The organism is Amycolatopsis jejuensis, from assembly GCF_000717335.1.
GTDB classification, from domain to species: Bacteria; Actinomycetota; Actinomycetes; order Mycobacteriales; family Pseudonocardiaceae; genus Amycolatopsis; species Amycolatopsis jejuensis.
Genome location: NZ_JNYZ01000012.1, coordinates 68,933 through 91,735, shown reverse-complemented (window position 1 = coordinate 91,735; position 22,803 = coordinate 68,933). Strand labels below are relative to the sequence as shown.

The window sequence follows — 22,803 nt, the reverse complement described above, 5'->3', positions numbered from 1 at the left end:
GGAATACCCTCACCGAAACAGCCGCGAAACCCGAATACCCACCACCGGGTCCCTTTTCACCCGGCGACAACCCAGTGCCTGCAATTCGGCGGTGCACGTTGGGCTGTGGTGATTTCTGTGACTGGTGAGTCGATTGGGAACGCAGGTACGGGTGTCTGTGCCGCAGCCGAAGCCGCTGGTTGGCAGTCGGCGTGACGATCAGTCGACGGCTTGGCAGCTCGCAGTCGACGACTCGCGGCTGGCAACTCGCAGGCACGCGGCTGGCACCGCATGGCTCACGGTCGGCTGAGGGCAGCTCACGACAAGCAGCTGGCAACTCGCCCCTCACGGTCGACGGGCTGGCGATCAGCTGGCGGCGGCTCACCGCACGCAGCCCGCAGTCAGCGGCTTGCGACTCACGGGACCGGCTAGCGGCGGCTCACCGCACGCAGCCGACAGCTAATGGCGGCTCGCAGTCGACGACTGCGGCTGGCCGCTCACGGCCCGCGAACGGCGGCTGGCAGCTGGCGGGCTGCCAGCTCGCGGTCGGCAGCTGGCGGCTCGCGACTCACGGTCGACGGCTAGTGGCGGCTGGCACTCGGTGGCTGGCGGGGCTGGCGGCTGGCGGCTGGCGGCTGGCGGCTGGCGGCTGGCGGCTGGCGGCTGGCGGCTGGCGGCTGGCGGCTGGCGGCTGGTCCAGCCCACCTTCCATACGCCCGCCCGGTTCTGATCCAATCCGTCCGCCGTAGCCAGAGCAACCCACGGGTTGCCCCTCGAGCAATCCGCGCACCCCGCCCAACGCGGCCAGCCGATCCGATCCACCACGCTCGGCAGCGCAGCCCGGACCCGCCGCAGGTCTGACCTGGTCCAGTCCACCCAGCCGACCCAGTTCACTGGTCGGTCCACCCAGCCGGTCCAGTCCAGCGGTCCGGTCCGGTCCAGTCCAGTCCACCCAGCCGGTCCAGTCCACCGGTCCGGTCCACCCAGCCGGTCCAGTCCAGTCCAACCCACCAGACCACCCACCCCAACCGGTCCACCCACCCCAGCGGAAGTGCTTGCCCGCAGCGCATCTCATCGTCACGCGTACTGATCAGTATCGAGACTCATCCCACAAACTCACCCGATTTGGCGAACCCCTGACGGGTGATCGGGGAAGTCTGATCATGCGCAGGGTGAACTCGTTCCTCTTGGGTGGGCTGGGTTTGGGTGCTATGTCCGCTCTTCTGGTCACTGTGGCTCAGCCGCAGCGAGATGTTGTCACTGTGTCCGCTCCGGTGGCTGGGGTCGGGGTCGTCTCCGGCCAACGCGGGGCGTCCTCCGCGCCCGGGTCCGGCAGCAGTGCCAGTACCAGCATTATCGCCAGACCCAGCGCTACCGTTTCCGCCAAGCTGCCCGAAGGTCCCCGGGGCGAGGTCGCGGCTCTGGTGCCCGACGGGCACGTCAGCGCGGAAGTCTTCGATCGCACGACGCAGACCGTTGCCGTCTCCATTGATGCGCATCGGCATTACACCTCGGCGTCGCTCGTGAAGATTCTGATTGCCTTCGAGGCTCTCGATCGGGGGACGGCACCGGACACAGTGCAGGAAATGCTCTCGCGCAGTGACGACCAGACTGCCAACCGGCTGTGGGTCGAGGGGGGCGGGAAGGAGATCGTCCGCAAGGCGGTCAAGCGGATGGAACTTCCCGAAACCACGCCGCCGAGTGATCCTGGTCGGTGGGGCGACACCGAAATCACCGCTGCCGACATCACGCGCGTCTACCGGTACCTGATGGACAAAGCACCGGCCGACCAGCGCACCGTCATCCTCGACGGGCTCCGCGCTGCCACCGAATCGGGCGCCGACGGTTTTCGCCAGTATTTCGGCATTCCCGACGCGTTCGGGAACGGCTCATGGGCCGTCAAACAAGGCTGGTCCTGCTGCAATCCCATGCGGACCCTGCATACCTCGGGGCTCGTGGCCGACGATCGGTACATCGTCACCGTGCTCACCGACAACCCGCGTTCGGTCAGCTACGACGTCGCGGGCAAGGAAATCACCGCAGTGGTGAAGCACCTTCTCGGGCGACTCTAGTCCACAAAGGACACGAAAGACACAACCGGCACAACGGACTCAACAGAACCAACAGGCTCACTGCTCCACCGCCGTCAGCCCGCCCTTCGAACCCGCGTTCGGCAGCGGCCACGGCTTCACCCCGCCGGTCACGTCCACGTTCCGCCCCACCGGGCTCGGACCCGGGGTCCGCTGCCCGATCCACGACAGCACATCGGGGATCTGCTGCTTGAACGTGTTCATGTTGTGCCCGGCATCGGGAATGCGCCACGACGTGAACTGGACCGGCGGCTGCGCGGCGGCCCGCATCTGGTCGATCGCGAAGCTCTCGTACTTCTCCTTGTCGCCCGAGATCGCCAGGATTTCGATCGGCGACGGGTGCTGCTTGAGGTTGGTCCGCACGTTGTTCGCTTCGTCGATGTCCTTGCGGCCACGGAACAAGTTCTCGGTTTCGGCGTCCACCTGCGCCTTGTCGTAGCCGCTCACGCTCACCGCATGGGCGTACCACTGCGGATGCCGCGTGACCATGTTCAGCGCGCAGTAGCCACCGGACGACCAGCCGGCGATCGTCCACGCGCTCCGGTCCGGGTTGAGCCCCAGCCGCTGGATTCCCCATTCGCGGACGTCCGCCGACAGGTACGTGTCGTTCGGCGCTCCGTTGACCTGGTCGACGCATTCGGTGTCGTGCCCGACCTTCGGGACCCCGGTCGGGTCCGGGATCAGCACGATCACCGGCGGCATCGCGTGCTTCGCGATCGCGGCGTCGAGCTGATCGGGCAAGCCGTACCCGCTCGTGACCACTTCCGGCCCGGACGGGTAGTTCGGGATCCACACGATTGCCGGGAACCGCATGGTCTTGTACTTGTGCTCGAAGTATTGCGGCGGAAGGTAAACCGACACATCGCGGGTGAGCCCGGTGCGCCGCCCGGTGATCTTCACGTGCGCGACAGTCCCCTTGCCCGCCTTCGCGTGCTGCACCCCGAGGTCGCGGGCGCGGCCGAGATCGACCCCGTTGTCGCCGCCGTCGACGTCAACGCCGTCGGCGATGTACCCGCCGGTGCCGAGCAGCGAGCCGAGCGTGGGGAAGAAGCCGCCGATCATGTTCCCGCCCATGGCCACGGTGAGCACCACCAGCCCGAGCGCGACGAGCACACTGGCGCTCCGGCCGAGCTGCTTGCGTTTGCGCCATCGCTCCCAGAACCACGGCACCGCGATCACGGCCGCGAGCGTGAGTACGCCGATCACGGTCAGCAGGATCGGCGAATCCAGCCTGATTTCGCTAAGGTGCACGGGAACCTCCAGGACCGACTGCGTGTCCGGGAGGCAGGACCCGCTGATCTAAATACGTTTGAGGGGCCACTCTCGTTGTGATCAAGTGAGCCCGATCACACAAAAGTGGCCCCTCGGGCAACAACACTGCCCGTTAGTTGCCGAACGCCCGTCGCAGCACCGTGATCGCTTGGGTGATCGCCGCCTCGGCCGCGTGCGTTTCGCGAAGCGCATTCACCATAACGAAGTCGTGGATGATGCCCTGATACCGCACCGCCGTCACCGGTACGCCCGCCTCACGCAGCTTCGCCGCGTACGCCTCGCCTTCGTCGCGAAGCACGTCCGCCTCACCTGTGATCACGAGCGCCGGCGGTAGCCCGGCAAGCTGGTCGACAGTCGCGCGAAGCGGCGAAGCGGTGATCTCGGCCCGCTGCGCCTCGTCGGTCGTGTACTGGTTCCAGAACCACTTCATGCCTTCGCGGCTGAGGAAGTAGCCGTCAGCGAACTCGTTGTACGAAGGGGTTTCGAACGCAGCGTCGGTGACCGGGTAGAACAGCACCTGCTGAAGGAACGTCACGTCACCACGCTCCTTTGCCATGAGCGTGAGCGCCGCGGTCATGTTCCCGCCGACAGAGTCGCCTGCGATCGCAATGCGCGTTGTGTCAAGCCCCTTCTCCGCGCCGTGCTGCGCGACCCACTTCGCAACGGCGTAGTTCTCCTCGATCGCGACCGGGTACCGCGCCTCCGGCGAACGGCTGTACTCCGGGAAGACGACTGCCGCACCCGTACCCACGGCAAGCTCCCGGACCAATCGCTCATGCGTGTGGAAATCGCCGAAAACCCAGCCCGCACCATGGAGATACACGAGCACCGGCAGCGGCCCGGCAACTCCCTGCGGCTTGACGATCCGGACCTCGACGCCTTCGACGGTCAGCACCTCGATGTCGGCCGGAGCCAACGCGACCTCCCCGTCCTGCACTCCGTCGACCGCCTTCCGGCCTTCCGCAGGTGGCAGCTGGAAGAGGTACGGCGGCTGGTCGGTGGCCTCGGCAAACGCCTGCGCGGCCGGTTCGAGCGCCAGGTTCTGCGGATTCGCGGTCATTGCTACCTCCTGGAGTTGATGTCGTGCCTTAAACCTGCCACACAACTAAGTTGTGCACAACTAAAATGGCCACAATGAGATGTAGGGCACTTGAGTTGCCCCTGGCCACGACCGCGAGGACAATGAACGGAGCAACCCGAGGGAGAACGACGATGACCAGCGAAGAGACCGGCTCCCTGCTCCTCGACGACCAGCTGTGCTTCGGCCTGTACTCGGCGTCCCGCGCGGTCACCTCCCTCTACCGCACCCTCCTCGAACCGCTCGACCTCACGTACCCGCAGTACCTGGTGATGCTCGCGCTGTGGGAGCAGGACCGGCAGCAGGTCAAGGAACTCGGCGCCGCGCTCAGCCTCGACTCCGGCACGCTGTCCCCGCTGCTGAAGCGGCTGGAAAAGGCGGGACTGATCACCCGCGAGCGGCAAGCCGACGACGAACGTTCGGTGCGGATCCAGCTCACCGAAGAGGGCACCGCGCTGCGGGCGAAGGCCGAGCGGATTCCGCCGCACATCGCCGCCGCGATGAACCTCAGCACCGCCGAGCTCGGCCGGATGCGCGCCGCAATGGATCAGCTGACAACGTCGGTGAATGCCTACCGGGAGTCCTACCAGCCGAGGTGAACTGGCAACATGGACCGCGATGGGCACTCATGACGAAGCGTTGCGCGCGGTGGAAGCCAGTCTCGACCGGCCGTCGGCGGCCCGCATTTACGACTACTTCATCGGTGGCACCACGAACTACGCGATCGACCGCGCGTTTGCCGAGAAGGTCCGCGCCCGGCTGCCGCTGATGGGCGACTACTGCCGGACCAGCAGGCAGTTCCTCGGCCGGGCGGTGCGGGAAAGCGTGCGCGCGGGTATCCGGCAGTTCGTCGACATCGGCTCCGGGCTGCCCACCGCGGGCAACGTGCACGAGGTCGCCGACGCCGAACGGCCCGAACACGACGTGCGCGTGCTGTATCTCGACAACGAGCCCGTCGCGCTCGCGCATTCGCAGGTGCTGCTCGCCGACACCGCCGACGAAGCCCGGCATCAGGCGATCGCCGCGGATTTCCTTCAGCCGGAACAGTTGTGGGACCGGGTCGTCGATTCGCCGGTGATCGACGCGCGGCAGCCGGTGGCGCTGATCGTGAACGCGGTACTGCATTTCATCAAGGACGATCAGGACCCGGACGGTGTCCTCGGTTACTATCGCGACCAGGCCGCGCCGGGCTCGCTGCTCGTGCTTTCCCAGATGACCAACGAAAATCCGGTGGACGACAACGAGCGGCAAGCGTTGGCGGATCTCCTCGAGTACTACGAATCCACCACCAATCCAGGTGTCCTGCGCACGAAAGCGGAGTTCGAACGCTTCTTCGGCGGCTGGCCGCTGCTGGCCCCAGGTCTCGGGTACGCGCCGGCGTGGCATCCGGACGACGAGACGCTGTTCGCGAACTCGCCGTCGGAATCCCGGGTGATCGGCGGCGTGGCCCGGAAGCCTCAGGACGCCTTGCGCAGGCCTTCCAGCGCGTCGTAAACGGCCTGCCGACCCAGCTCCACCGCGCGCCGGAGCACGGCCGGATCCCGTTCCAGCGCACCGACATCCGGCGCCCTGGCCGGTGGCCGCACGCTCGCCAGGCGCGCATCTTCCCGCAGCAGCCGCTCGTCCTCCAGGTCATGCTGGTACTGCTCGCGCCAGGCGGTGATGGTGCCTGGCGCGTAGCGGCGTAGGAACCGCGGCACGACGACGTCCTGTACGCGCGGCACGCGCGCCGGAACCTCGTCCTCGCGACGCGTACGCAGCACCAGCACGTCAGTGGCGCCCTGGGCGAGCGCAGTGCGAAACGGCAGCGGCTCGGCGATCCCGGCGTCCACGAATCGTCGTCCACCCATCGCGATCGGCGGCCCCGCGAGGACCGGCATGCACGACGACGCAGCGAGCGCGGTCTTGATCCCGGCCACGTCGTTGATGAACGGCTGCAGATCTGTCGACTCACCGGTGTCGGCGTCGGTGGCCAGCGGATGGAATTCGACGGGATTCGCCAGGATCGCCGGGAAATCCATCGGTTCCAGCACCGAGTACACCTGATGCACGAGGTATTCGAGGTCGATCACGGCGCGGCCGCGCAGGGTGTGCAGCGGGTTGATGATCCGCCGCATCACCGCGGGGTTCCACCAGGTCCGCACGCCCGTCTGCGATCGCCCGCACAGGAGCCACGCGGTGTTGAGCGCGCCCGCCGAGGAGCCGTAAACGGCGTCGAATGCGGCGGTGGCGCCCAGTTCGTCGAGCGCGAGCACCATGCCACTGGAGTACGTGCCCCGGCTGCTGCCGCCCTCGACGGCGAGCGCGAGCCGCCGCGAATCTGTGCGCTGACCTGGTGTGCTGCCTTCCGCGATCCGCGCGGTGAGCAGTTCCAGAACCGGGTGCACCCTTCCATCTTGACCGCTTTCCCCGCCGAAGCCGACCCGATTTGCCGCATCCCAGGGTGACCTCTGTTGCACCCAGTTGCACTGCACCTAGTTGCATATGACACTGTCCGGCATGGCACTGGAGCACGCGATCCTCGTCTCCCTGTCCGAGCGGTCCGGGACGGGCTACGAGCTCGCGCGCCGGTTCGAGAGATCCATCGGGCTCTTCTGGAGTGCCTCCCACCAGCAGATTTACCGCGTGCTGAAGCGGATGGAGGAGGCCGGGCAGGTCGCCGTCAACGTGGTCGCGCAGGACGGGCGGCCGGACAAGAAGGTCTACACCGTCAGCGCGCCGGGCCGAGCCGAACTGCGGCGATGGCTGGCCGAACCGTCGCCGCAAGCCGGCGTGCAAGAACTGGCGGTGAAGCTGCGGGGCGCGTTGTTCGGCGACCCGGCCGCGGCCGCCGCGGAGATGGCCCGGCACCGCGACGCCCACGCCGAGCGGCTCGAGCTCTACCGGCAGATCGAGAAGCGTGACTTCCCCGCCCCGGACCGGCTCCGCGGCCGTCCACTGCACCAATACCTCGTGCTGCGCGGCGGAATCCGCATGGAGGAGGGCCAGGTCGAGTGGCTCGAAGAGATCCTCGCCGCCCTGCACGACGACGGAAAGGACGCCCGATGACGCCGTACCCGAACCTGCTGTCCCCGCTCGACCTCGGCTTCACGACGTTGCGCAACCGGGTCCTGATGGGCTCGATGCACACCGGGCTGGAAGACCGCGCATCCCGGTTCCCGCAGCTGGCCGAGTACTACGCCGAACGCGCGCGCGGCGGCGTCGGGCTGATCGTCACCGGCGGGTTCGCGCCCAACCGCACCGGCTGGCTGCTTCCGTTGGCGTCCAAGCTGTCCACACCCGCCGAGGCGAAAAACCACCGGCAGCTCACCGACGCGGTCCACGCCGAGGGCGGCAAGATCGCACTGCAGATCCTGCACGCCGGGCGTTATGCGTACCACCCGCTGAGCGTGTCCGCGTCGAGTCGCAAGGCACCGATCAACCCGTTCCGGCCGCGCGCGCTCACGTCGTACGGCGTGCATCGCACCATCCGCGCGTTCGCCGACTGCGCCGCGCTGGCTCGCGACGCCGGGTACGACGGCGTCGAAATCATGGGGTCCGAGGGCTACCTGATCAACCAATTCCTCGCCGAGCGCACCAACCGGCGCACCGACGCGTGGGGCGGCAGCGCGGAGAAGCGCCGCCGGTTCGCCGTCGAAATCGTGCGGCGGACCAGGGAAAAGGTGGGTCCGGACTTCATCATCGTCTACCGGCTTTCGATGCTCGACCTGGTCGAAGGCGGCCAGAGCTGGGACGACGTCGTCGCGCTCGCCCGCGAGGTCGAGGCGGCCGGAGCCACGATCATCAACACCGGCATCGGCTGGCACGAGGCCCGCGTACCGACGATCGTCACGTCCGTGCCGCGCGGCGCGTTCACCTGGGTCACCGCGAAGCTCAAGCCGCACGTGTCGGTGCCGGTGGTGACGTCCAACCGGATCAATCTGCCGCACGTCGCGGAGCAAGCACTTGCCGACGGCGACGCCGACCTGGTCTCGATGGCGCGTCCGCTGCTCGCCGACCCGGACTGGATCCGCAAGGCGGAAACCGGCCGGGCGGACGAGATCAACACCTGTATTGCGTGCAACCAAGCCTGCCTCGACCACGCATTCGGCCGGAAACCTGTGTCCTGCATGGTGAATCCGCGAGCCGGACACGAGACGACCTTGCAGCTGCTGCCGACCCGGCGGACCAAGAACATTGCCGTCGTCGGCGCCGGACCGGCCGGGCTCGCCACCGCGACCGCCCTTGCCGAACGCGGGCACAGTGTCGAGTTGTTCGAGGCCGACGACGAAATCGGCGGCCAGTTCGGGATTGCGCAGCGGATTCCGGGTAAGGAGGAGTTCGCCGAGACCATCCGGTACTACGCGCGCCGGCTGGAGGTCACCGGGGTGAAACTGCACCTCGGCACCCGCGTGACCGCCACGGACCTGACCGGGTTCGACGAGGTCGTGCTGGCCACCGGCGTCACGCCGCGCGTGCCGGAACTGCCGGGCATCGACCATCCGAAAGTACTGTCCTACGTGGACGTCGTGCGGCGCGGGAAACCGGTCGGCAACCGGGTCGCGGTGATCGGGGCGGGCGGGATCGGCGTGGACGTCAGCGAATTCCTCACGCATACGTCGTCGCCCGCGCTCGACCGGGACGCGTGGATGGCCGAATGGGGCGTCACCGATCCCGCGGTTGCGCCCGGCGGGCTCGCGACGCCGCGGCCGGAACCGTCGCCCCGCCAGGTCTACCTGCTGCAGCGCAAGAAATCGCCGATCGGTGCCGGGCTCGGCAAGACGTCCGGCTGGGTGCACCGCGCGGCCTTGCGCGCCAAGGGCGTCGAACGGATCAACGGCGTTGCCTACGAACGCATCGACGACGCCGGTCTGCACGTCACCGTCGACGGGAAACCGCGGCTGCTCGAGGTGGACACGGTGGTGGTCTGTGCCGGGCAGGAATCGGTGCGGGACCTGGCCGGTGCGCTGGGCCGAACGCCGGTACACGTCATCGGCGGCGCCGACGAAGCCCGCGAGCTGGACGCCAAACGGGCGATCGACCAAGGCACCCGGCTGGCCGCCGTGCTGTAGTGGGTTGCGCGCACTGGCAGGATGGCCTCGTGCGAGACGTATGCGTGATCGGGCTCGGGCTCATCGGCGGGTCGTTGCTGCGGGCCGTCGCGGCGAGCGGCAGGACCGCGTGGGGCGCCACAGTGTCCGAAGTGGACGCTGACGCGGCCAGCCGGAGCGGCTACGACGTCACCACCGACGTCGAGGCGGCTCTGCACCGCGCGGCGTCGGCGGACGCGATCGTGGTCGTCGCGGTGCCGCTGCCCGCGGTGGAGAACCTGTTGCGGCTGGTCGCGCAGCACGCGTCGCACTGCGTTCTCACCGACGTGGTCAGTGTGAAGGGGCCGATGCTCGACGCGGTGCGCCGGCGCGCGCCGTACACGCGGTACGTCGGCGGGCATCCGATGGCGGGCACCGCGCACTCCGGCTGGCTGGCCGGTGACGCGACGCTGTTCCGCGACGCGGCGTGGGTCGTCGGCGTCGAGGAAGACACGGATCTCGCGGCGTGGGGCGAGGTGACGCAACTGGTCCTGGACGTCGGCGCGGTCGCGGTGCCGCTACCGGCGGACTCGCACGACGAGACGGTCGCGCGGATTTCGCACCTGCCACACCTCTTCGCGGCGATTTTGGCCGCTGTCGGCGCGCAGGGCGGCCCATTGGCGATGTCGCTGGCCGCGGGGTCGTACCGGGACGGCACGCGCGTGGCAGGCACGTCGGCGGAACTGGTGCGCGCCATGACCGAAGGCAACCGCGACGCGCTCCTCCCGATCGTCGACGACGCACTCGGCCGCCTCGGCGCCGCCCGCGGGTCGCTGGCGTCCACCGGCGGACTGGCGGCGACGATCAACGCAGGTCACGAGGGTGCGCTCGCACTGGAGGCAGCCCGGGACGCCGCGCGCTCGGGGGTCCGCATCGACCTGACCGCCGCCGACGCCCGCGACGGCCTCATCGCACTCGGCGAACGCGGCGGCCGGATCACCGGACTGGACGGCAGCGTCGCGGTCGGCGAGGTTTCCTGACTTGCCTGGCCGCCCTGGTGTGTGACGATTGAAGCCTCTCGATTCCGGAAACGGGGAGGCGCACCGATGGGCATCAACTTCGACGAGCTCAAGGGCAAGGCCGACGAGCTCAAGGACAAGGCGACGGACGCACTGCGCGCGAACAGCGGCAAGATCGAGCACGGGCTCGAAAAGGCGGCGGAGTTCGCGAAGTCCAAGGTCAGCGGCCACGACTCGCAGATCGACGGCGGCGTGGAGAAGGCGAAGGACCTCCTGGGCAAGATGAGCGGCAAACACGACGAAGGCGGCCCGGCTCCCGAGGGCGGCCCGGCTCCTGAGGGCGGCCCGGCTCCCGAGGCTGGACCGGCTCCGGAGGGTGGCCCGACTCCTGAAGGTGGCCCGGCTCCCGAGGGCAAGCAGTAAGCACCCCAATGTGGCATTGGGTGCATCCCACGCACCCAATGTGGCATTCGTTGCGCCTCACGCACCCAATGCCACATTCGCAGCGTCCCCCGCACCCGATGTGGCAGTGGGGCGACGTGAGTTCAGGTGCGTCGGTGGTACGGCAGAAACCGGCGCACCAGCCGGAGCGGAGTGTGTTCCACCAGGTCCGGGCCGCGGACCGCGTCGTACGTCGAGCCGAGCTGATCCACCACCCCGGCGAGGCGCGGGTTGTCCGGCATCGGCACCGAATCCGGGTCGCGCTGCTCGCGTACCGCGGAGGCCAGCTCCGCCAAGGCGTCCGTGAGCAGCGCGATGTCCGCGGGCGAGGGAGCGGGCGCGCCTTCGCCGATGGTGACGCTGACCTCGGTCACCGCGTCCGTCACGCGTTCCAGCCCGGCGATCACCGGCCACCACGCCACGGCCAGCCGACCGGCCGGCGACGGTTCCACGATCACCTGCTGGAACGCCGTCCGCAGGTCGGCCAGCGCGCGGTACGCCCCGCGGCGGGCGCGCGAACGGGCCAGCCGCGCCTCGCCGGTCGACGTCAGCACCAGTGCCGCACGGACGTACTTGGCCACCGTGTCGAAGCTGTCCGCGAGCCGTCCGCCGACCTTCGGCCGTCGCGAGCCCGGCCACAGCAGATAGCCGATCACGAGCACGATCGCGCACCCGATCACGGTGTCGACCAGCCGGGCCAGCACCACTGTCCAGCTGCCCGTGTTCGCGAGATCCATCTGCAGGATGATCAGCGGCGTCACAAAGGTGCCGAGCATGCCGTAGTTGCGGACCTTCCCCACCGCGGCGCCGCCCGCGAACACCGCGATCAGCACCACCAGCACCCAGCCGCGCACCCCGAACGCCAGCACCACCGCACCGATCCCGACCCCGGCGACCGTGCCGATCCCGCGCAGCACCGCGCGGCCGAACACCGAGCCGAAGTCCGGTTTCAGCACCACGCCGACGGTGAGCGTGATCCAGTACGACCGTTCGAACGGCACCAGCAGCGCCACCACTTCCGCCACCGCGACGCACAGCGTCAACCGCAGCGCGGCGAGCCAGGTCAACGGTCCGGAAACGAGCGAACTCGCCCACTCGCGCACCCGCTGCAGCGGCGAAACCCGCGCGCGGCGGTTGCGGTCGTCCCCCTTTTCTATCCTCGCGAGACCTGCGTAGAGGGCGCCGATCAGGGCGTCGGGCGTGTCCGGCGGTTCGGGCGCGGACGGCAACGGCTGACCTGCCAGCACCGAAGCCGCGACGCGCGTCAGGTAGTCGATCACCTCGTCGGGCACGCGCTGTCCTGCGTTGACGATCGCCACCGACGCTTCGACCGCCGGTGTCGTCGCGGACAGCCGGTTCAGCAGCCGGCGGTACGTGGCATCGCGGCCGGACAGCCAGGACCGCGCGATCAGCAGCCGGTCGTACGCCGTGCTCATCGCGGTGGTCAGCTGGTGGCGGGCGACGCGCGACGTCGGTTCGTCCTCGGCCGAGAGCATGGCCGCGAGTTCGATGTAGACCTGCGCGACGGCGGTCCGTTCGGGGCTCGTCGCGCGGACCGTCCAGGTCCCCAGCGCGACCAGCAAGCCCCAGCCCGCGCCGGCGCAGAAGTACCCGAACAGCGCACCGGTACCCACGCCGGTCGCGTGCTGCGCGGTGCCGAGTACGCAAAATACGAACATCTGCAGCCCGGCCACCGAAGCGTTGCTGCCCGCGGCACTGATCAGCGCGGAAACCGCGGCCACGACCACGATTGCCGGAACCGACCATTCCGGCATCCCGCCGGTGAGCAACCCGACGAGGTACCCGGCTGCGGCGGCGAACGTGGCCCCGCCGAGCCGCCGCGCGCGATAGCGGTACGTGCCGGCGGCTTCGGACAGCACGGTCGGCAGCGCGCCGGTGGAGATCAGCGCGCCCACTGCGATGTCGCCCGCTGCATACGCGACCGCGAGTGGCGTGGCCAGCGCGACGACCGCGCGAGCGACCATGTTCCACGGAATGGGAACCGGTTTCGAACGCAGCAGTTGCACCAGCCAGTGCGGCGCGGCGAAGTCGGAGCGGGTCACCGGTCCATCTTGTCGTATCGAGATCCACTCTGTTCCCAGGTAAGGAGCGTCGATGCCGGATCGCAGGTACTCATTCGAGGTGCACGGGGTGAGCACGGCCGCGCCGTCCGTGCTGTTCCGGCTGGAGACCGACGGATCGCGGTGGTCCACCTGGGCGCGTCCGCTGGTGTGGCAGTCCCGCTGGGCGGAGCGGGGTGACGACGGCCGGGTGGGCGCGGTCCGCGAGGTCGGGCTGTGGCCGGTGCTCGCGCGGGAGCGGACGCTGGAGTACGAACCCGACCGGCGGCACGTGTACACCTTCGACGGCCTCGCGCCCGTTCGCGACTACCGCGCGGAAGTTTCTTTCACGCCCAACGCACAAGGCGGCACCGACTTGCGATGGACGGGCAGTTTTTCCGAGCGTTTCCCCGGATCCGGTCCGGTGGCGCTCGTCGTGTTGCGCACGGTCATCCGGTTTTTGGCTGCACAATTGGTCAAAGCGGCCGACAACGGGCGCTGACTCGGTGCGCTGTGCCACAACGGTAAACGAAACCGGGGGTACAGACGTCTTTCTCCGGGGAGGACCCGAGGGAGAGGACGCAGCATGGCGAAGCGCTTGCTCGTGGGGGTACTGGCGGCACTGCTCGCGTTGAGCGCGTGTTCGAGCCCGCCCCCGCCGTCGAGCGAGCCGCCGGGGCAGCCGAATCCCGCGCCAGGGGCGGTAAAACCGCCTGCCCCGAATGCGCCGTACCCGTTCGGCACCGTGCAGCAGAAGGCACCCGAGATCAAGGACGGCAAGGTCGGCGTGGTCCGCCGCATCCACACCGACAAGCCGTACGTGTTCATCACGATGGACGACGGCGCGGTCCGGGACCCCGCCGCGCAGAGCCTGATCCAGCAGTCCGGCGGACATCCGGTGCTGTTCCTCAACAATCGGTACGTGAAGGGACACGAAGCGTATTTCAAGGCGATCCTGGAGTCGACCGGATCCGTGCTCGGTGACCACACGGTGAACCACCCGAACCTCAAGGGCAAACCGCTGGCCTTCCAGCAAAAGGAAATCTGCGACAACGCGGACGCTTACCAGCAATCCCTCGGCGTGCGGCCCACGTTGTTCCGCCCGCCATTCGGGATCTATGACGAAAACACCCTGAAAGCCGCGGCGTTGTGCGGAATGCGCGTAGCGGTGCTGTGGAGCGCCGCGGTGAACGACGGACACGTCCAGTTCCAGAGCGGCGACCGCCTCCGTCCCGGCGACATCGTGCTGATGCACTTCCGCAAGACGTTCAAGGAAGACTACGAGGCGTTCATCGCACAGGCCAAAAAGGACGGCCTGACCCCGGTGCCGCTGGCGGATTTCCTGGGCTGAGCTCGGCGTTGGTCGAGGTCAGTATGGGTCGAGCTCAACTTGGGCCGAGGTCAGCCTGGGCCGAGCTCAGCATGGGCTGAGGTCAGCCCGCGCCGAGGCAGACGAACGGTCGCCGCATCGGGTCCACTGCGATGGCCTCCGCGAGCGCCAGCGCGGGTGACGTGCCCTCGGCGAGCCGGCGGTGCAGGTCGGCCATCGTGTCCGCGGCGGCCCGGTCGCCGACGCGCGCGACCGCGCCGATCACCGTCCGCGAGCCGCTCGCCAGGAGCGTTCCGGCGAAGCCCAGCGCTTCCTCGCCCGGCCGGATGTGGCTCATCGCGAGTTCGCAGGCGGCCAGCACCACGCGTTCCGGCGGGTTCGCGAGCCGGGTGGTTTCGTGGGCGAACAGCGGACCGTCGACGAGTTCGACGCGCGAGAACAGCGCGTTCGCCGGCTCATGCGCGCCGTGTGCGACGAGGTGCGCGAGACGGGTGCCGTCGAGTGCGGTCAGGACGGTGGAGCTGGTGGCGTCGTCGCCTTCGACCAGCTGCGCGTCCGGGTACACCGAGCGCAGCTTGCTCACCTCGCCGACCGCGCCGGGCACGCCGGGGCCGCCGGCCAGCAGCACCGGACCGTCCTCCGCCGGACGTTTCGCCGTGATCCACGCGGTGGCCGACGGCGCGATCGACACCGGATGCCCGCGCAGCGACGGCAACGCGCCCCACGGCATCGCGTACAGCTGTCCGATCGGGACGATCACCAGCTCGCGGTCGTCGAGAGTTTTGACCAGGGATGCGGAAATCAGCGCGTCGAGCTTGTCGGCACGGCGGCGTGCGGACGCCGACACCGTGTCGGCGAGCATCGGCGGCAGGTGGTCCGGCGCAAGGGCGTCGAGGTCGGCGTGGAGCTGGGTGGCGGTCTCGACGATGTCGTCCAGCGGACCCAGCTTCAGCAGCCGGAACGTGCCACGGTCAACGACCAGCGAGTACAGCTGGCTGTTGTACGGCACCAGGCTCACCAGCACGCGGTCCCCGAGGGCGGCGACGACCTCGTCCGGCGTCGCGACCGGACGCGGGCGACCCCACTGGCTCGTGTACCAGCCGAGCCGGCTCGCCTCGCGCTGCAGCGCGGTGTACCGCTGCTCCAACGCCTTCACCGGCTCGCCCTCGAGCCGAGCACGCTGGATGGTGCGCTGTACGTGCCGCATTTCGTTGATGTGCTTGGCCAGCACGGGATCCTCGATCACCGGCAGCGGTTCGTACCGGTAGACCTGCGCGCGCGTGCGCTCCAGCCAGGCGAACATCCGCCGTGCGCCTGCTGCATTACGCCGCGCGCGTCGCAGCACGAGCCGCATTGCCAGGCGACCGAGTTCCTCGCCGTGCACGGCCGTGCCGCACACCAGGTCGAGGCCGCCCATGCGGTCGCGGATCGTGCCGAGCTCCCGCAGCCCGGCGCGGGCCTGTGCGAGCGCCGCCCGCGGCCGGTCCTCGGCGACCGCCAGCTCCGCGCGGCACAGCCGGAACAGCATCCGGTGGTCGATCGGCGTGGTCGCGCGCGGGCCGGGTACGTGCGTGAAAACGAGCGTCGCCTCGGCGATTTCGGTTCGGCGGATCAGCAATCGGACGGCGAACAGCCGGGCGACCGCGGCCTCGTCCCGCAAACCCAGCGCGCCCAGCCGCTCGGCGAGCGCGACGAGTTCGGCGGGCAAGCGCGAGGTGGACCGTCCGCCGGGAGTGGACAGCACCTGCTGCGCTTCGGCGCGAAGCCGCGAGAGACCGGCGATCTCGGCCCAGGTCCGGTTGCCACGGCGGAGGAAGCGGCGCCGCGCATCGGACGCGAACTTCCGCGCCAGCGCGAAGTCGCCTTCCAGCAACGCCGCCGCAGCACGGGCGACCTCGGCTTCGGCGATGTTCTGTCCGGAACCGTCGGCGCGCAGTTCCGGCAATGCCTCGTCGAGGTGCCGCGCGGCCTCGTCGGCGAGACCGGCGGTGAGCAGCGCGCGGGCCTGGTCCAGCCGGATCAGCGGCAGTGAACCTGGCGATTCGGTGACGAGAATGCGGGCCGCCTGCTCGTAACTGGACAAGGCCAGCGGGACGTCGCCGACGAGCTGCGCGTGGTCGCCGAGGTTCTGCCGGATTTTGCCCTCGAGCCGGGTATGCCCGTTTTCCCGCGCGAGCAGGAGCGCGCGCTCCAGATCGGCCTGCGCGGCGTCCGGCTGGTTGAGCGCCATGTGCACGAGGGCGCGGTTGTTGAGGGTGCGGACGAGGGCGAGGCGCTCGTCGTCGAACTCGGCCTCGATCCCGGGTACCACGGCGTCGTGCACCGCCAGCGACTCCGCGAACCGGCCTGCCCGCATCAGCACCACGGCGCGCTGGACCGTGACCAGCAGCCCCAGCTCGCGGACCGCGTGGTTCTCCGGAAGCTGGTCGCGAATCCGTTTCGCGGTCGCGAGATGCGCGAGCCCGGCCTCGGTGGACGTGACCTCCGCTTCGGCCGCGCCGAGGCTCACCAGCACGCGGACCTGCAGTTCCCGGTGCTCGTCAGTGGGTTCGGCGACGCGCTCCAGCCGCATGAGCGCACTGCGGAACGACCGCACGGCGGCGCCGGGCCGCTGGTCGAACGCGGCCGCACGACCGCGCACGTACAGATCGGCCGCCGCCGCGATCAACCGATCTCGGACAGGCGGCGCGGACACGGACTCTATGGGAGCACACCTCCGCCACTCTCCATAACGTCCGTCCGGGTTTCTCAGAGCACGACGGTGGGCGTGACGACGGTGCGGCGGTGCGGGCCCGACCCGAGGTGCACGAGGATCTGCGTGGTCCCGCAGGGCACCCGGTCGAGCACGAACCGGCCGCCCTCGTCGGTGGTCGTCGCGAACGTGCCCTCGTCGGCCACCCGGACCTCGACCTCATACTCACCCGCGGGCGCGAGCCAGCCGTCGATCCGGTGCACCTTCCCGATCTTGGTCAGGTTGATCATCACGGTCAGGTCGCTGACGGTGAACGTGATGGTGCCGGTGGCCGTGCTGCGGACGCCGGCCAGCTCGTCGAGCCGTTCCCAGCGCGCGACCTCGACGTCGAGGTTCTCGAGCTCGAGCGCGAACTGGACCCGCTGCACCAGATCTTCCGGTGGCGGGTCGAGCTCGTCGAGGAAGCGGCCGAGATCCGCCATGAGCGTCTCGTCGTCCGGCAGTGCTTGGCCGTGTCCCTTGTGGTCGCTCACCGGCCACCCCCTTCTCCTGCGAGCAGATCGCGCATCGAGTCGAGGCAGCGGCCCCGGGTGGGCCCGACGCTGCCGCGCGGCATCTGCATGGCCTCGGCAACCGCGCGGTACTCGGCCCGCCCGGCGAGGACGGTGAGCCGCAGCAACTCCTGGCAGCGGGCAGGCAACCGGAGGAAGGCGCGCCAGACCCGTCGATCCCGGTCCGCGCGGACGGCTTCCTCCTCAGGTGCAGGCTGGGTGCTCTCGAGTGTGGCAGCGACCTCGTCACTGAGCGGGACGGGTTGCGTCCGCCGCCCGTAAGGCCGGGTCGCCTCGCGGCGCGTGGTGGTGATGAGCCAGGCAGCGAGCGCGCGCGGGTCGCGCAGCTTCGCGAGCTGACTGAAGAGGGCGAGCCACACCGTCTGCACCACGTCCTCGGCGACCTGCCGGTCAAGCCCGTTCGCGCGCGCGACGTGCCACACGAGTGGCGTGAGCTCGTCGACGAGTCTCGCCATGGCGCGCCGGTCCCCGTCCCGCGCCGCAGCCATACAGGCGGCATGCAGGTCGGCGCCGGTCAGGCCTTCCCATGGCGGGTCTACCTCGGTGGTGTGCACGTCGGTCACCGTAGCTGCCTCACTCCGGAGGTGGGTTGACATGGGCGGCAGACCCCCGGTCCGTGTCGGCACCGCGGGTGCCGCCGTCACGTGCCAGGTCTGCGGTCGAGTCCCGGATGGAGCGTGAATCCCCGGGGCGGTGGGTGGTCTTCGAGTGGAGCGGACGAGGGTGCCTGGGGGCAGGGGGTCTGCCCTGTTGTTGGTTGTCTTGTTAGTGGTGTTGTCGCTGTTGAGGAGCAGGCAAGGAGCGCTGGGATACATCGATCTCTGTCTTCGCTGGGTGAGTTACTTCTTGACAACCGACGGGGGCTGCTCTTTGCTCAGCCGCCGACGACGCACCGACGTTTCGCCGGGCGCCCGTGCCGGATCTCCGGTGAGCCCCCGACGAACCCACCGGCCGGTCCGCTCGTCTGGCCAGAGCCGCTCGACCAGGACAAAGTCCACCGACGTGGCCAAGACCAGGCAGGCGAGACCTGACCAGCCCGGGCGGGTCAAAGTGCACCCGATCGGGTCCAGTCCGGACCAGGCAGCGCCTACTCGCGCCGGTATGTCACGGTCGCCAGGCACAGCGTCGGTCACCAGGAGCGCCGACCGCCCCCGGCATACCGCCAGTCACCAAGCACGCCGCCGTCGCCGGGCACGCCGCCAGTCACCAAGCAGCCGACCGCCCGGGCACGCCGCCGTCGCCAAACACACCACCGGTCGCCGGTCGCCAAGCAGGCCGCCAGTCACCAGGCACGCCGACCGCCCCCGGCACATCGCCGTTGCCAAGTACGTCGCCGGTTGCCCCGGTGAGCTGATCGACCCTGGGGCCGGTCAGCTCACCGAGTGCCGGTGGGGGTGGGTGCGCACCGGTCGGCGCGAGTGGTGTGCCCGCGCCGACCGATACTCCCCTCCCCCTCTTGGGCCTGCTCCCCTTCAGGCCCAGCCGGACGGCTCCCTCCCCGAACCCGCCCGGCCGACGGCGTCCGGCAGCCCCCTCGGCTCCCGGGCACCGCCCGTCTTGGCTACTTCTTCGTGGCAGGGTCGTCGAAGGGCTCGTGGTTGCCGTCGGGCTGGGCGCCTCCGCCTGGCACGTGCGGCGCGGAGCCCGTGCTGACCGGCGGGATGGTGCTACCCGGCTTACGCTCTTCCTTCTCTTCGGCAGGCATCTTGGATCTCCCTTTCCCTCGGTTCGCCCCATAGGACGCAACCAGGGTGCACCCAGATACACGGAGCGCAGAAGTTTTTGGGAGTTTTTCGAATCCGCTGGTCAGGAAGTCAGCCCCACCTCCCCCGGATGCCGACGGTCCGTGACGGCCGGTAAGCCCTCCGCCAACGCGGCGGCCCACTCCCGGTAACCGGCCGGGCCGGGATGGAACCCATCGCTCGCGAACATGCCGTCGTGCAGCAGCCCGGGCACGAGCGGGACGTGCGTGACCCTCGGCAGCCGGGTGAGCGTGCGCGCGGCCCGGTCGAGCGCGGCGGCGCGGGCGCCCAGGACATCCCGCAACGGCCTCGGCAACGACGGAAAGCTCCCGAGCGGCGGCACCCCCGCCAGCAGAATCGGGACCTGCCCGACCCGCCGCTGCACCTCGACGACGATCGCCAGCAGATTCCGCCGGTAGCGGGCGGCGGAGTGCAGCTCGAGGGTGTCGTTGACCCCGAGGACGACGACCACCACGTCGGGCGGCCGTATTCGCGGGACGAGCTCGTGCAGCACATCCCGCGCCGACGCGCCGGTGGTACCGAGCGCCTGCCACCGCACCTCCCGGCCGGGCTGTTTTCCCGCGAGGACTGTCGCGAGCTGCCCGGTGAGTGCCTCGGCGTGGGTGCCCGCGCCGACACCGTCCACAGTGGACTCACCGATCACGGTCAGCCGCAACTGCCCGCCCGTGCCGACAGTGCCCTCGGTCGGCCCGGCGGCCCCGGGAAGCCGCGGAGTCGCCCGCCGGACCCGGACCGCCTGCACGACCAGCACGGGAGCCAGCAGGAAGAGGAGGAAAAACCGGAAAACAGCCATGCCCCGACACTAGCGACGGGCACCGACAAATCCTGGCGATCGAGGGAGTTGTCCACAGGGAGCTGGAGTTGTGGACAACTCTGGGGTTGTCGGCAGTTGCAGACAGCCGATGGGCGAGGGGAAGGCCGAGCGGGGAGGAGGGTCGGGCTGGTTGTACCGGCGGCGGGGCAGCGGCTAACCCGGGAGCGGAACGGATAGGCGCTGGGCAGCCACGAGCCAAAGGCGGGGGCACGACAAAAGCGAACTGTGCCCCGGAAGTCGCAGGTGACGGCAACAGCCAGGTTGACGCAACGAATCAGGCAGCCGCACGGAAGGCCGCAACAATCAGGCTGCCGCGCGGACGGCGGCAACAATCAGGCAGCTGCACCGAAGGCGGCGAAGCAGGGCAGAGCCAATTCGGTATGGGCGGCCGCGCCCGAGGTGACGGCAGCGGCCGGACCGAGAGAAGCGGACCAGATACCAGGGCAACGGCGCCGAAGGTGGCGACAAACGGCCAATCCGGAGGGAAACGCAGCCGAAGCGACACAGAACCAGACACCGGGCAACCGCGCCGCAGCCGGGGCAGGGGCTAGTCCGGAGCGAACGCAGACGCCACGCGGCAAAGCGGACATGGCGACCAACGGCTGCGCCAGAGCAGATAGGCACCAACCAGCCGCGGCGGTGTCTGCAGCTGCAGACACCGCGTACCCCGCTGAGCGGCCCGACACCAGCACTCGCAACACCGTGGCGGGTTGCCAGCGTCCGCAGGTGTTCGGACGGGTGTGGCTATTGGGACCAATGGAGGCAGCGGTCTCTGAAAGCCCCAGATGCCCAGTGGACGCGAGCCGGAGATCACTCAGTCGTGGCGTTCAGGCCCCACCCATCGCGCCCAGAGTGTCGGCAGTTGCAGACAAAATGGCACTCACAAAAACCCCAAGCAGACAAGCGACCTAAGCGATCCACACCTTTCTCCCCACCAAACCGTCGTCCACCGATGCGTCCACCAGATACCTCGCCACGTCCGCGCGCGCGATTTGCGAACCACCGCGCACATTGCCCGCCAAACTCGTGCGTACCTGGCCTCGCCCGGGAGTGTTCGTCAGTCTCGGTGGGCAGACGATCGTCCAGCGCACCTCGGGCTCCCCATGGAGGACCGACTCCATCGAGAGCAGGTCCGCATAGCTGTTCCGCAGCACTGCACCCAACAACGGCTTCACCAGAAAACGCATCAACACACTGTCCCCGTCCGCGGGCAGGCCTCCGGCGCTCACCACCACAAACCTGGTCGACGAGCCCCGCAAGGCCTCGACAACAGCGCGGGTGGCGTCGGTGTTGACAGTCGTCGGGTTGCGGTCGGCTGGACCCAGGGCCAGGAGCACAGCGTCACGGCCGATCAGGGCATCGGCCAGGTCCGGATCACCCAACGAGTGAACTGCGACCTCCAGCTGGGGATGCGCAGGGACCGTCAACCGCGAAGGGTCGCGGACTACGGCGGTTACGTGCCAGTCGCGGGTCAGAGCTTCCTGTACGGCCAGGCCGCCGATTCGGCCGCTCGCGCCAAGGACGGTGATCTTCATCGGGAAACGACCTCCCAAAAGCAGGGGTGAGTGTTCACTCACCAGGTAGGGTAAGTGAACACTCACCCCACTGAGAAGACCCTCAGGAGAGCGAACAGAATGGGTAGCCGCGAGGAGATCGTCGCCGCGGCGGCGGCGGTGATGCGGGAGCAGGGGTACGCGCGTGCGACGACCAAGGCGATCGCGCGGACAGCCGGGTACTCGGAAGCCTTGCTGTACAAGCATTTCCGCGACAAGACCGCGCTCTTCCTCGCCGTACTGAAGGAACAGCTACCCGACCTGATCGCCACCACGCAACGGCTCACCGAAACCGCCGCCGACAAGACGCTCGCCGACAACCTCACCGAGCTCACCGAGACCGCGCTGGCCTTCTACCGCGCGAGTTTCCCCATCTCGGTCTCGATTTTCTCCTCGAAAGAGCTCCTCCGCAGCCACCGCGAGAGCCTCGGCCACGGCCCGGACGTCCCCGTCGCGCGCGTCGCGGGCTACCTCGCCGCCGAGGCCGAGCTCGGCCGGATTCCGCGGGACACCGACGTCGACGCGGTCGCCCGGCTCCTGCTCGGCGCGTGTTTCCAGGAGGCGTTCTTCGCGACCTTCGAGGAGCGGCCACCCCGCTCCGACCTGGTGCACCGGCTGGTCACGACGATTTTTCCCGCTGCTGATGCCAGCGGTCGTACAGACCGTTGATCTCCTTCAGCACGAACCCGAGGAAGTCCTTCATCTCGGCAAGCCGCTTCCCGGACGGCGAGTCGGGACCGAGTGCTTCGATGCCCTCGGTGGCCGCGTCCCGCCACATGATCAGGAAGCGGTCGCGTTTGAGGAACGTGGCGTACCAGAGGTCGTCGTAGAGCCGGTAGTGGTCCCGGCGCTCACCGGGTTCGCGGACCTTCGTGACCATCCCCACCTGCTCGAGGTACCGCACGGCACCGGAGATCGCGGCCGGGCTCACCGACAGGCTGTCCGCCAGCTCGGCCGCCGTCAGCTGCCCCTCGTCGGTCGTCATCAGCGCCGCAAACACCCGCGCAGCCATGCGCTGCATGCCGATCTGGGTCAGCACGAGGGCAAGGCTTTCGACATATCGGCGGACGGCGTCCTCGTCACGTTTCGTCTCAGGCGTCGTCATCCGTCCATCCTCTCGCACCACCGTCC

At 69.1% G+C, this 22,803-nt stretch carries 21 protein-coding genes; 10 read left to right on the top strand and 11 right to left on the bottom strand.

Annotated features, from left to right (window positions below):
* Positions 1–1,034 precede the first annotated feature (1,034 nt).
* Positions 1,035–2,051, top strand: a complete 1,017-nt coding sequence (locus tag OO71_RS17835) for a hypothetical protein (protein ID WP_245633700.1) — start codon at positions 1,035–1,037, stop codon at positions 2,049–2,051.
* A 57-nt stretch (positions 2,052–2,108) separates the two neighbouring features.
* Here OO71_RS17835 and OO71_RS17830 read toward each other — a convergent pair whose 3' ends face one another.
* Positions 2,109–3,320, bottom strand: coding sequence for an alpha/beta hydrolase (locus tag OO71_RS17830; RefSeq protein ID WP_033290946.1), 1,212 nt, complete (start codon positions 3,318–3,320; stop codon positions 2,109–2,111).
* Between the two features lie 133 nt (positions 3,321–3,453).
* Positions 3,454–4,401, bottom strand: coding sequence for an alpha/beta hydrolase (locus tag OO71_RS17825; protein WP_033290945.1), 948 nt, complete (start codon positions 4,399–4,401; stop codon positions 3,454–3,456).
* Between the two features lie 152 nt (positions 4,402–4,553).
* On the opposite strand from OO71_RS17825, the gene OO71_RS17820 reads away from it, so the two are divergent.
* A complete protein-coding gene (locus OO71_RS17820; RefSeq protein ID WP_033290944.1) occupies positions 4,554–5,018 on the top strand; it encodes a MarR family winged helix-turn-helix transcriptional regulator in 465 nt (154 codons plus the stop codon).
* A 19-nt stretch (positions 5,019–5,037) separates the two neighbouring features.
* On the top strand, positions 5,038–5,913 hold the full coding sequence (locus tag OO71_RS17815) for an SAM-dependent methyltransferase (protein WP_033290943.1): 876 nt from the start codon (positions 5,038–5,040) through the stop codon (positions 5,911–5,913).
* Here the strand turns inward: OO71_RS17815 and OO71_RS17810 are convergent.
* Entirely contained in the window at positions 5,877–6,806 is a 930-nt protein-coding gene (locus tag OO71_RS17810; RefSeq protein ID WP_033290942.1) for a patatin-like phospholipase family protein, read from the bottom strand. The two genes, OO71_RS17815 and OO71_RS17810, sit on opposite strands and share 37 nt — an antisense overlap.
* Before the next feature lie 112 nt (positions 6,807–6,918).
* Here OO71_RS17810 and OO71_RS17805 point away from each other — a divergent pair, with 112 nt between their 5' ends.
* The 4 genes from OO71_RS17805 to OO71_RS53355 all read left to right on the top strand — a co-directional run bounded on the left by OO71_RS17805 (position 6,919) and on the right by OO71_RS53355 (position 10,870).
* A complete protein-coding gene (locus OO71_RS17805; RefSeq protein WP_033290941.1) occupies positions 6,919–7,467 on the top strand; it encodes a PadR family transcriptional regulator in 549 nt (182 codons plus the stop codon).
* Entirely contained in the window at positions 7,464–9,470 is a 2,007-nt protein-coding gene (locus OO71_RS17800; protein ID WP_033290940.1) for an NADPH-dependent 2,4-dienoyl-CoA reductase, read from the top strand. Before OO71_RS17805 ends, OO71_RS17800 begins: the two co-directional genes overlap by 4 nt.
* A gap of 29 nt (positions 9,471–9,499) precedes the next feature.
* A complete protein-coding gene (locus OO71_RS17795) occupies positions 9,500–10,468 on the top strand; it encodes a prephenate dehydrogenase (protein ID WP_281178434.1) in 969 nt (322 codons plus the stop codon).
* Between the two features lie 66 nt (positions 10,469–10,534).
* Positions 10,535–10,870: an antitoxin gene (locus OO71_RS53355; RefSeq protein WP_033290938.1), complete on the top strand. Its 336-nt coding sequence runs from the start codon at positions 10,535–10,537 to the stop codon at positions 10,868–10,870.
* 122 nt (positions 10,871–10,992) lie between these two features.
* Here OO71_RS53355 and OO71_RS17785 read toward each other — a convergent pair whose 3' ends face one another.
* Positions 10,993–12,951, bottom strand: coding sequence for an FUSC family protein (locus tag OO71_RS17785; RefSeq protein WP_033290937.1), 1,959 nt, complete (start codon positions 12,949–12,951; stop codon positions 10,993–10,995).
* Between the two features lie 52 nt (positions 12,952–13,003).
* On the opposite strand from OO71_RS17785, the gene OO71_RS17780 reads away from it, so the two are divergent.
* Positions 13,004–13,450: an SRPBCC family protein gene (locus tag OO71_RS17780; protein WP_033290936.1), complete on the top strand. Its 447-nt coding sequence runs from the start codon at positions 13,004–13,006 to the stop codon at positions 13,448–13,450.
* 84 nt (positions 13,451–13,534) lie between these two features.
* A complete protein-coding gene (locus OO71_RS17775; RefSeq protein WP_033290935.1) occupies positions 13,535–14,299 on the top strand; it encodes a polysaccharide deacetylase family protein in 765 nt (254 codons plus the stop codon).
* Between the two features lie 82 nt (positions 14,300–14,381).
* Here the strand turns inward: OO71_RS17775 and OO71_RS17770 are convergent, their stop codons facing one another.
* From OO71_RS17770 to OO71_RS17750, 6 genes are all read right to left on the bottom strand, one after another.
* The gene (locus OO71_RS17770) at positions 14,382–16,850 is read right to left on the bottom strand and encodes a CHAT domain-containing protein (protein ID WP_084145051.1); all 2,469 of its coding nucleotides are present in this window, start codon (positions 16,848–16,850) and stop codon (positions 14,382–14,384) included.
* A 176-nt stretch (positions 16,851–17,026) separates the two neighbouring features.
* Positions 17,027–17,452: a carboxypeptidase regulatory-like domain-containing protein gene (locus tag OO71_RS17765; RefSeq protein WP_156096414.1), complete on the bottom strand. Its 426-nt coding sequence runs from the start codon at positions 17,450–17,452 to the stop codon at positions 17,027–17,029.
* A gap of 47 nt (positions 17,453–17,499) precedes the next feature.
* On the bottom strand, positions 17,500–18,105 hold the full coding sequence (locus OO71_RS17760; RefSeq protein WP_033290932.1) for an RNA polymerase sigma factor: 606 nt from the start codon (positions 18,103–18,105) through the stop codon (positions 17,500–17,502).
* A gap of 998 nt (positions 18,106–19,103) precedes the next feature.
* Positions 19,104–19,247, bottom strand: a complete 144-nt coding sequence (locus tag OO71_RS50160) for a hypothetical protein (RefSeq protein ID WP_156096363.1) — start codon at positions 19,245–19,247, stop codon at positions 19,104–19,106.
* A 101-nt stretch (positions 19,248–19,348) separates the two neighbouring features.
* A complete protein-coding gene (locus OO71_RS17755) occupies positions 19,349–20,098 on the bottom strand; it encodes an SGNH/GDSL hydrolase family protein (protein WP_033290931.1) in 750 nt (249 codons plus the stop codon).
* Between the two features lie 929 nt (positions 20,099–21,027).
* Positions 21,028–21,654: an NAD(P)-dependent oxidoreductase gene (locus OO71_RS17750; RefSeq protein WP_033290930.1), complete on the bottom strand. Its 627-nt coding sequence runs from the start codon at positions 21,652–21,654 to the stop codon at positions 21,028–21,030.
* Positions 21,655–21,753: 99 nt separating this feature from the next.
* Here OO71_RS17750 and OO71_RS17745 point away from each other — a divergent pair, with 99 nt between their 5' ends.
* Positions 21,754–22,341 carry a TetR/AcrR family transcriptional regulator gene (locus OO71_RS17745; RefSeq protein WP_033290929.1) on the top strand — a complete coding sequence of 196 codons (588 nt, stop codon included), beginning with the start codon at positions 21,754–21,756 and terminating at the stop codon, positions 22,339–22,341.
* Here OO71_RS17745 and OO71_RS17740 read toward each other — a convergent pair.
* Positions 22,292–22,777, bottom strand: a complete 486-nt coding sequence (locus tag OO71_RS17740) for a GbsR/MarR family transcriptional regulator (RefSeq protein ID WP_033290928.1) — start codon at positions 22,775–22,777, stop codon at positions 22,292–22,294. The genes OO71_RS17745 and OO71_RS17740 overlap by 50 nt on opposite strands.
* Positions 22,778–22,803 lie beyond the last annotated feature (26 nt).

Bases quoted from the DNA above. Each gene is read 5' to 3' on its own strand.
- OO71_RS17740 (WP_033290928.1), bottom strand. From the start codon at position 22,777: ATGACGACGCCTGAGACGAAACGTGACGAGGACGCCGTCCGCCGATAT.
- OO71_RS17805 (WP_033290941.1), top strand. From the start codon at position 6,919: ATGGCACTGGAGCACGCGATCCTCGTCTCCCTGTCCGAGCGGTCCGGG.
- OO71_RS17755 (WP_033290931.1), bottom strand. From the start codon at position 20,098: ATGGCTGTTTTCCGGTTTTTCCTCCTCTTCCTGCTGGCTCCCGTGCTG.
- OO71_RS17765 (WP_156096414.1), bottom strand. From the start codon at position 17,452: ATGGCGGATCTCGGCCGCTTCCTCGACGAGCTCGACCCGCCACCGGAA.
- OO71_RS17775 (WP_033290935.1), top strand. From the start codon at position 13,535: ATGGCGAAGCGCTTGCTCGTGGGGGTACTGGCGGCACTGCTCGCGTTG.
- OO71_RS17750 (WP_033290930.1), bottom strand. From the start codon at position 21,654: ATGAAGATCACCGTCCTTGGCGCGAGCGGCCGAATCGGCGGCCTGGCC.
- OO71_RS17780 (WP_033290936.1), top strand. From the start codon at position 13,004: ATGCCGGATCGCAGGTACTCATTCGAGGTGCACGGGGTGAGCACGGCC.
- OO71_RS17745 (WP_033290929.1), top strand. From the start codon at position 21,754: ATGGGTAGCCGCGAGGAGATCGTCGCCGCGGCGGCGGCGGTGATGCGG.
- OO71_RS53355 (WP_033290938.1), top strand. From the start codon at position 10,535: ATGGGCATCAACTTCGACGAGCTCAAGGGCAAGGCCGACGAGCTCAAG.
- OO71_RS17815 (WP_033290943.1), top strand. From the start codon at position 5,038: ATGGGCACTCATGACGAAGCGTTGCGCGCGGTGGAAGCCAGTCTCGAC.
- OO71_RS17825 (WP_033290945.1), bottom strand. From the start codon at position 4,401: ATGACCGCGAATCCGCAGAACCTGGCGCTCGAACCGGCCGCGCAGGCG.
- OO71_RS17820 (WP_033290944.1), top strand. From the start codon at position 4,554: ATGACCAGCGAAGAGACCGGCTCCCTGCTCCTCGACGACCAGCTGTGC.
- OO71_RS17800 (WP_033290940.1), top strand. From the start codon at position 7,464: ATGACGCCGTACCCGAACCTGCTGTCCCCGCTCGACCTCGGCTTCACG.
- OO71_RS50160 (WP_156096363.1), bottom strand. From the start codon at position 19,247: ATGCCTGCCGAAGAGAAGGAAGAGCGTAAGCCGGGTAGCACCATCCCG.
- OO71_RS17770 (WP_084145051.1), bottom strand. From the start codon at position 16,850: ATGCGGCTGGAGCGCGTCGCCGAACCCACTGACGAGCACCGGGAACTG.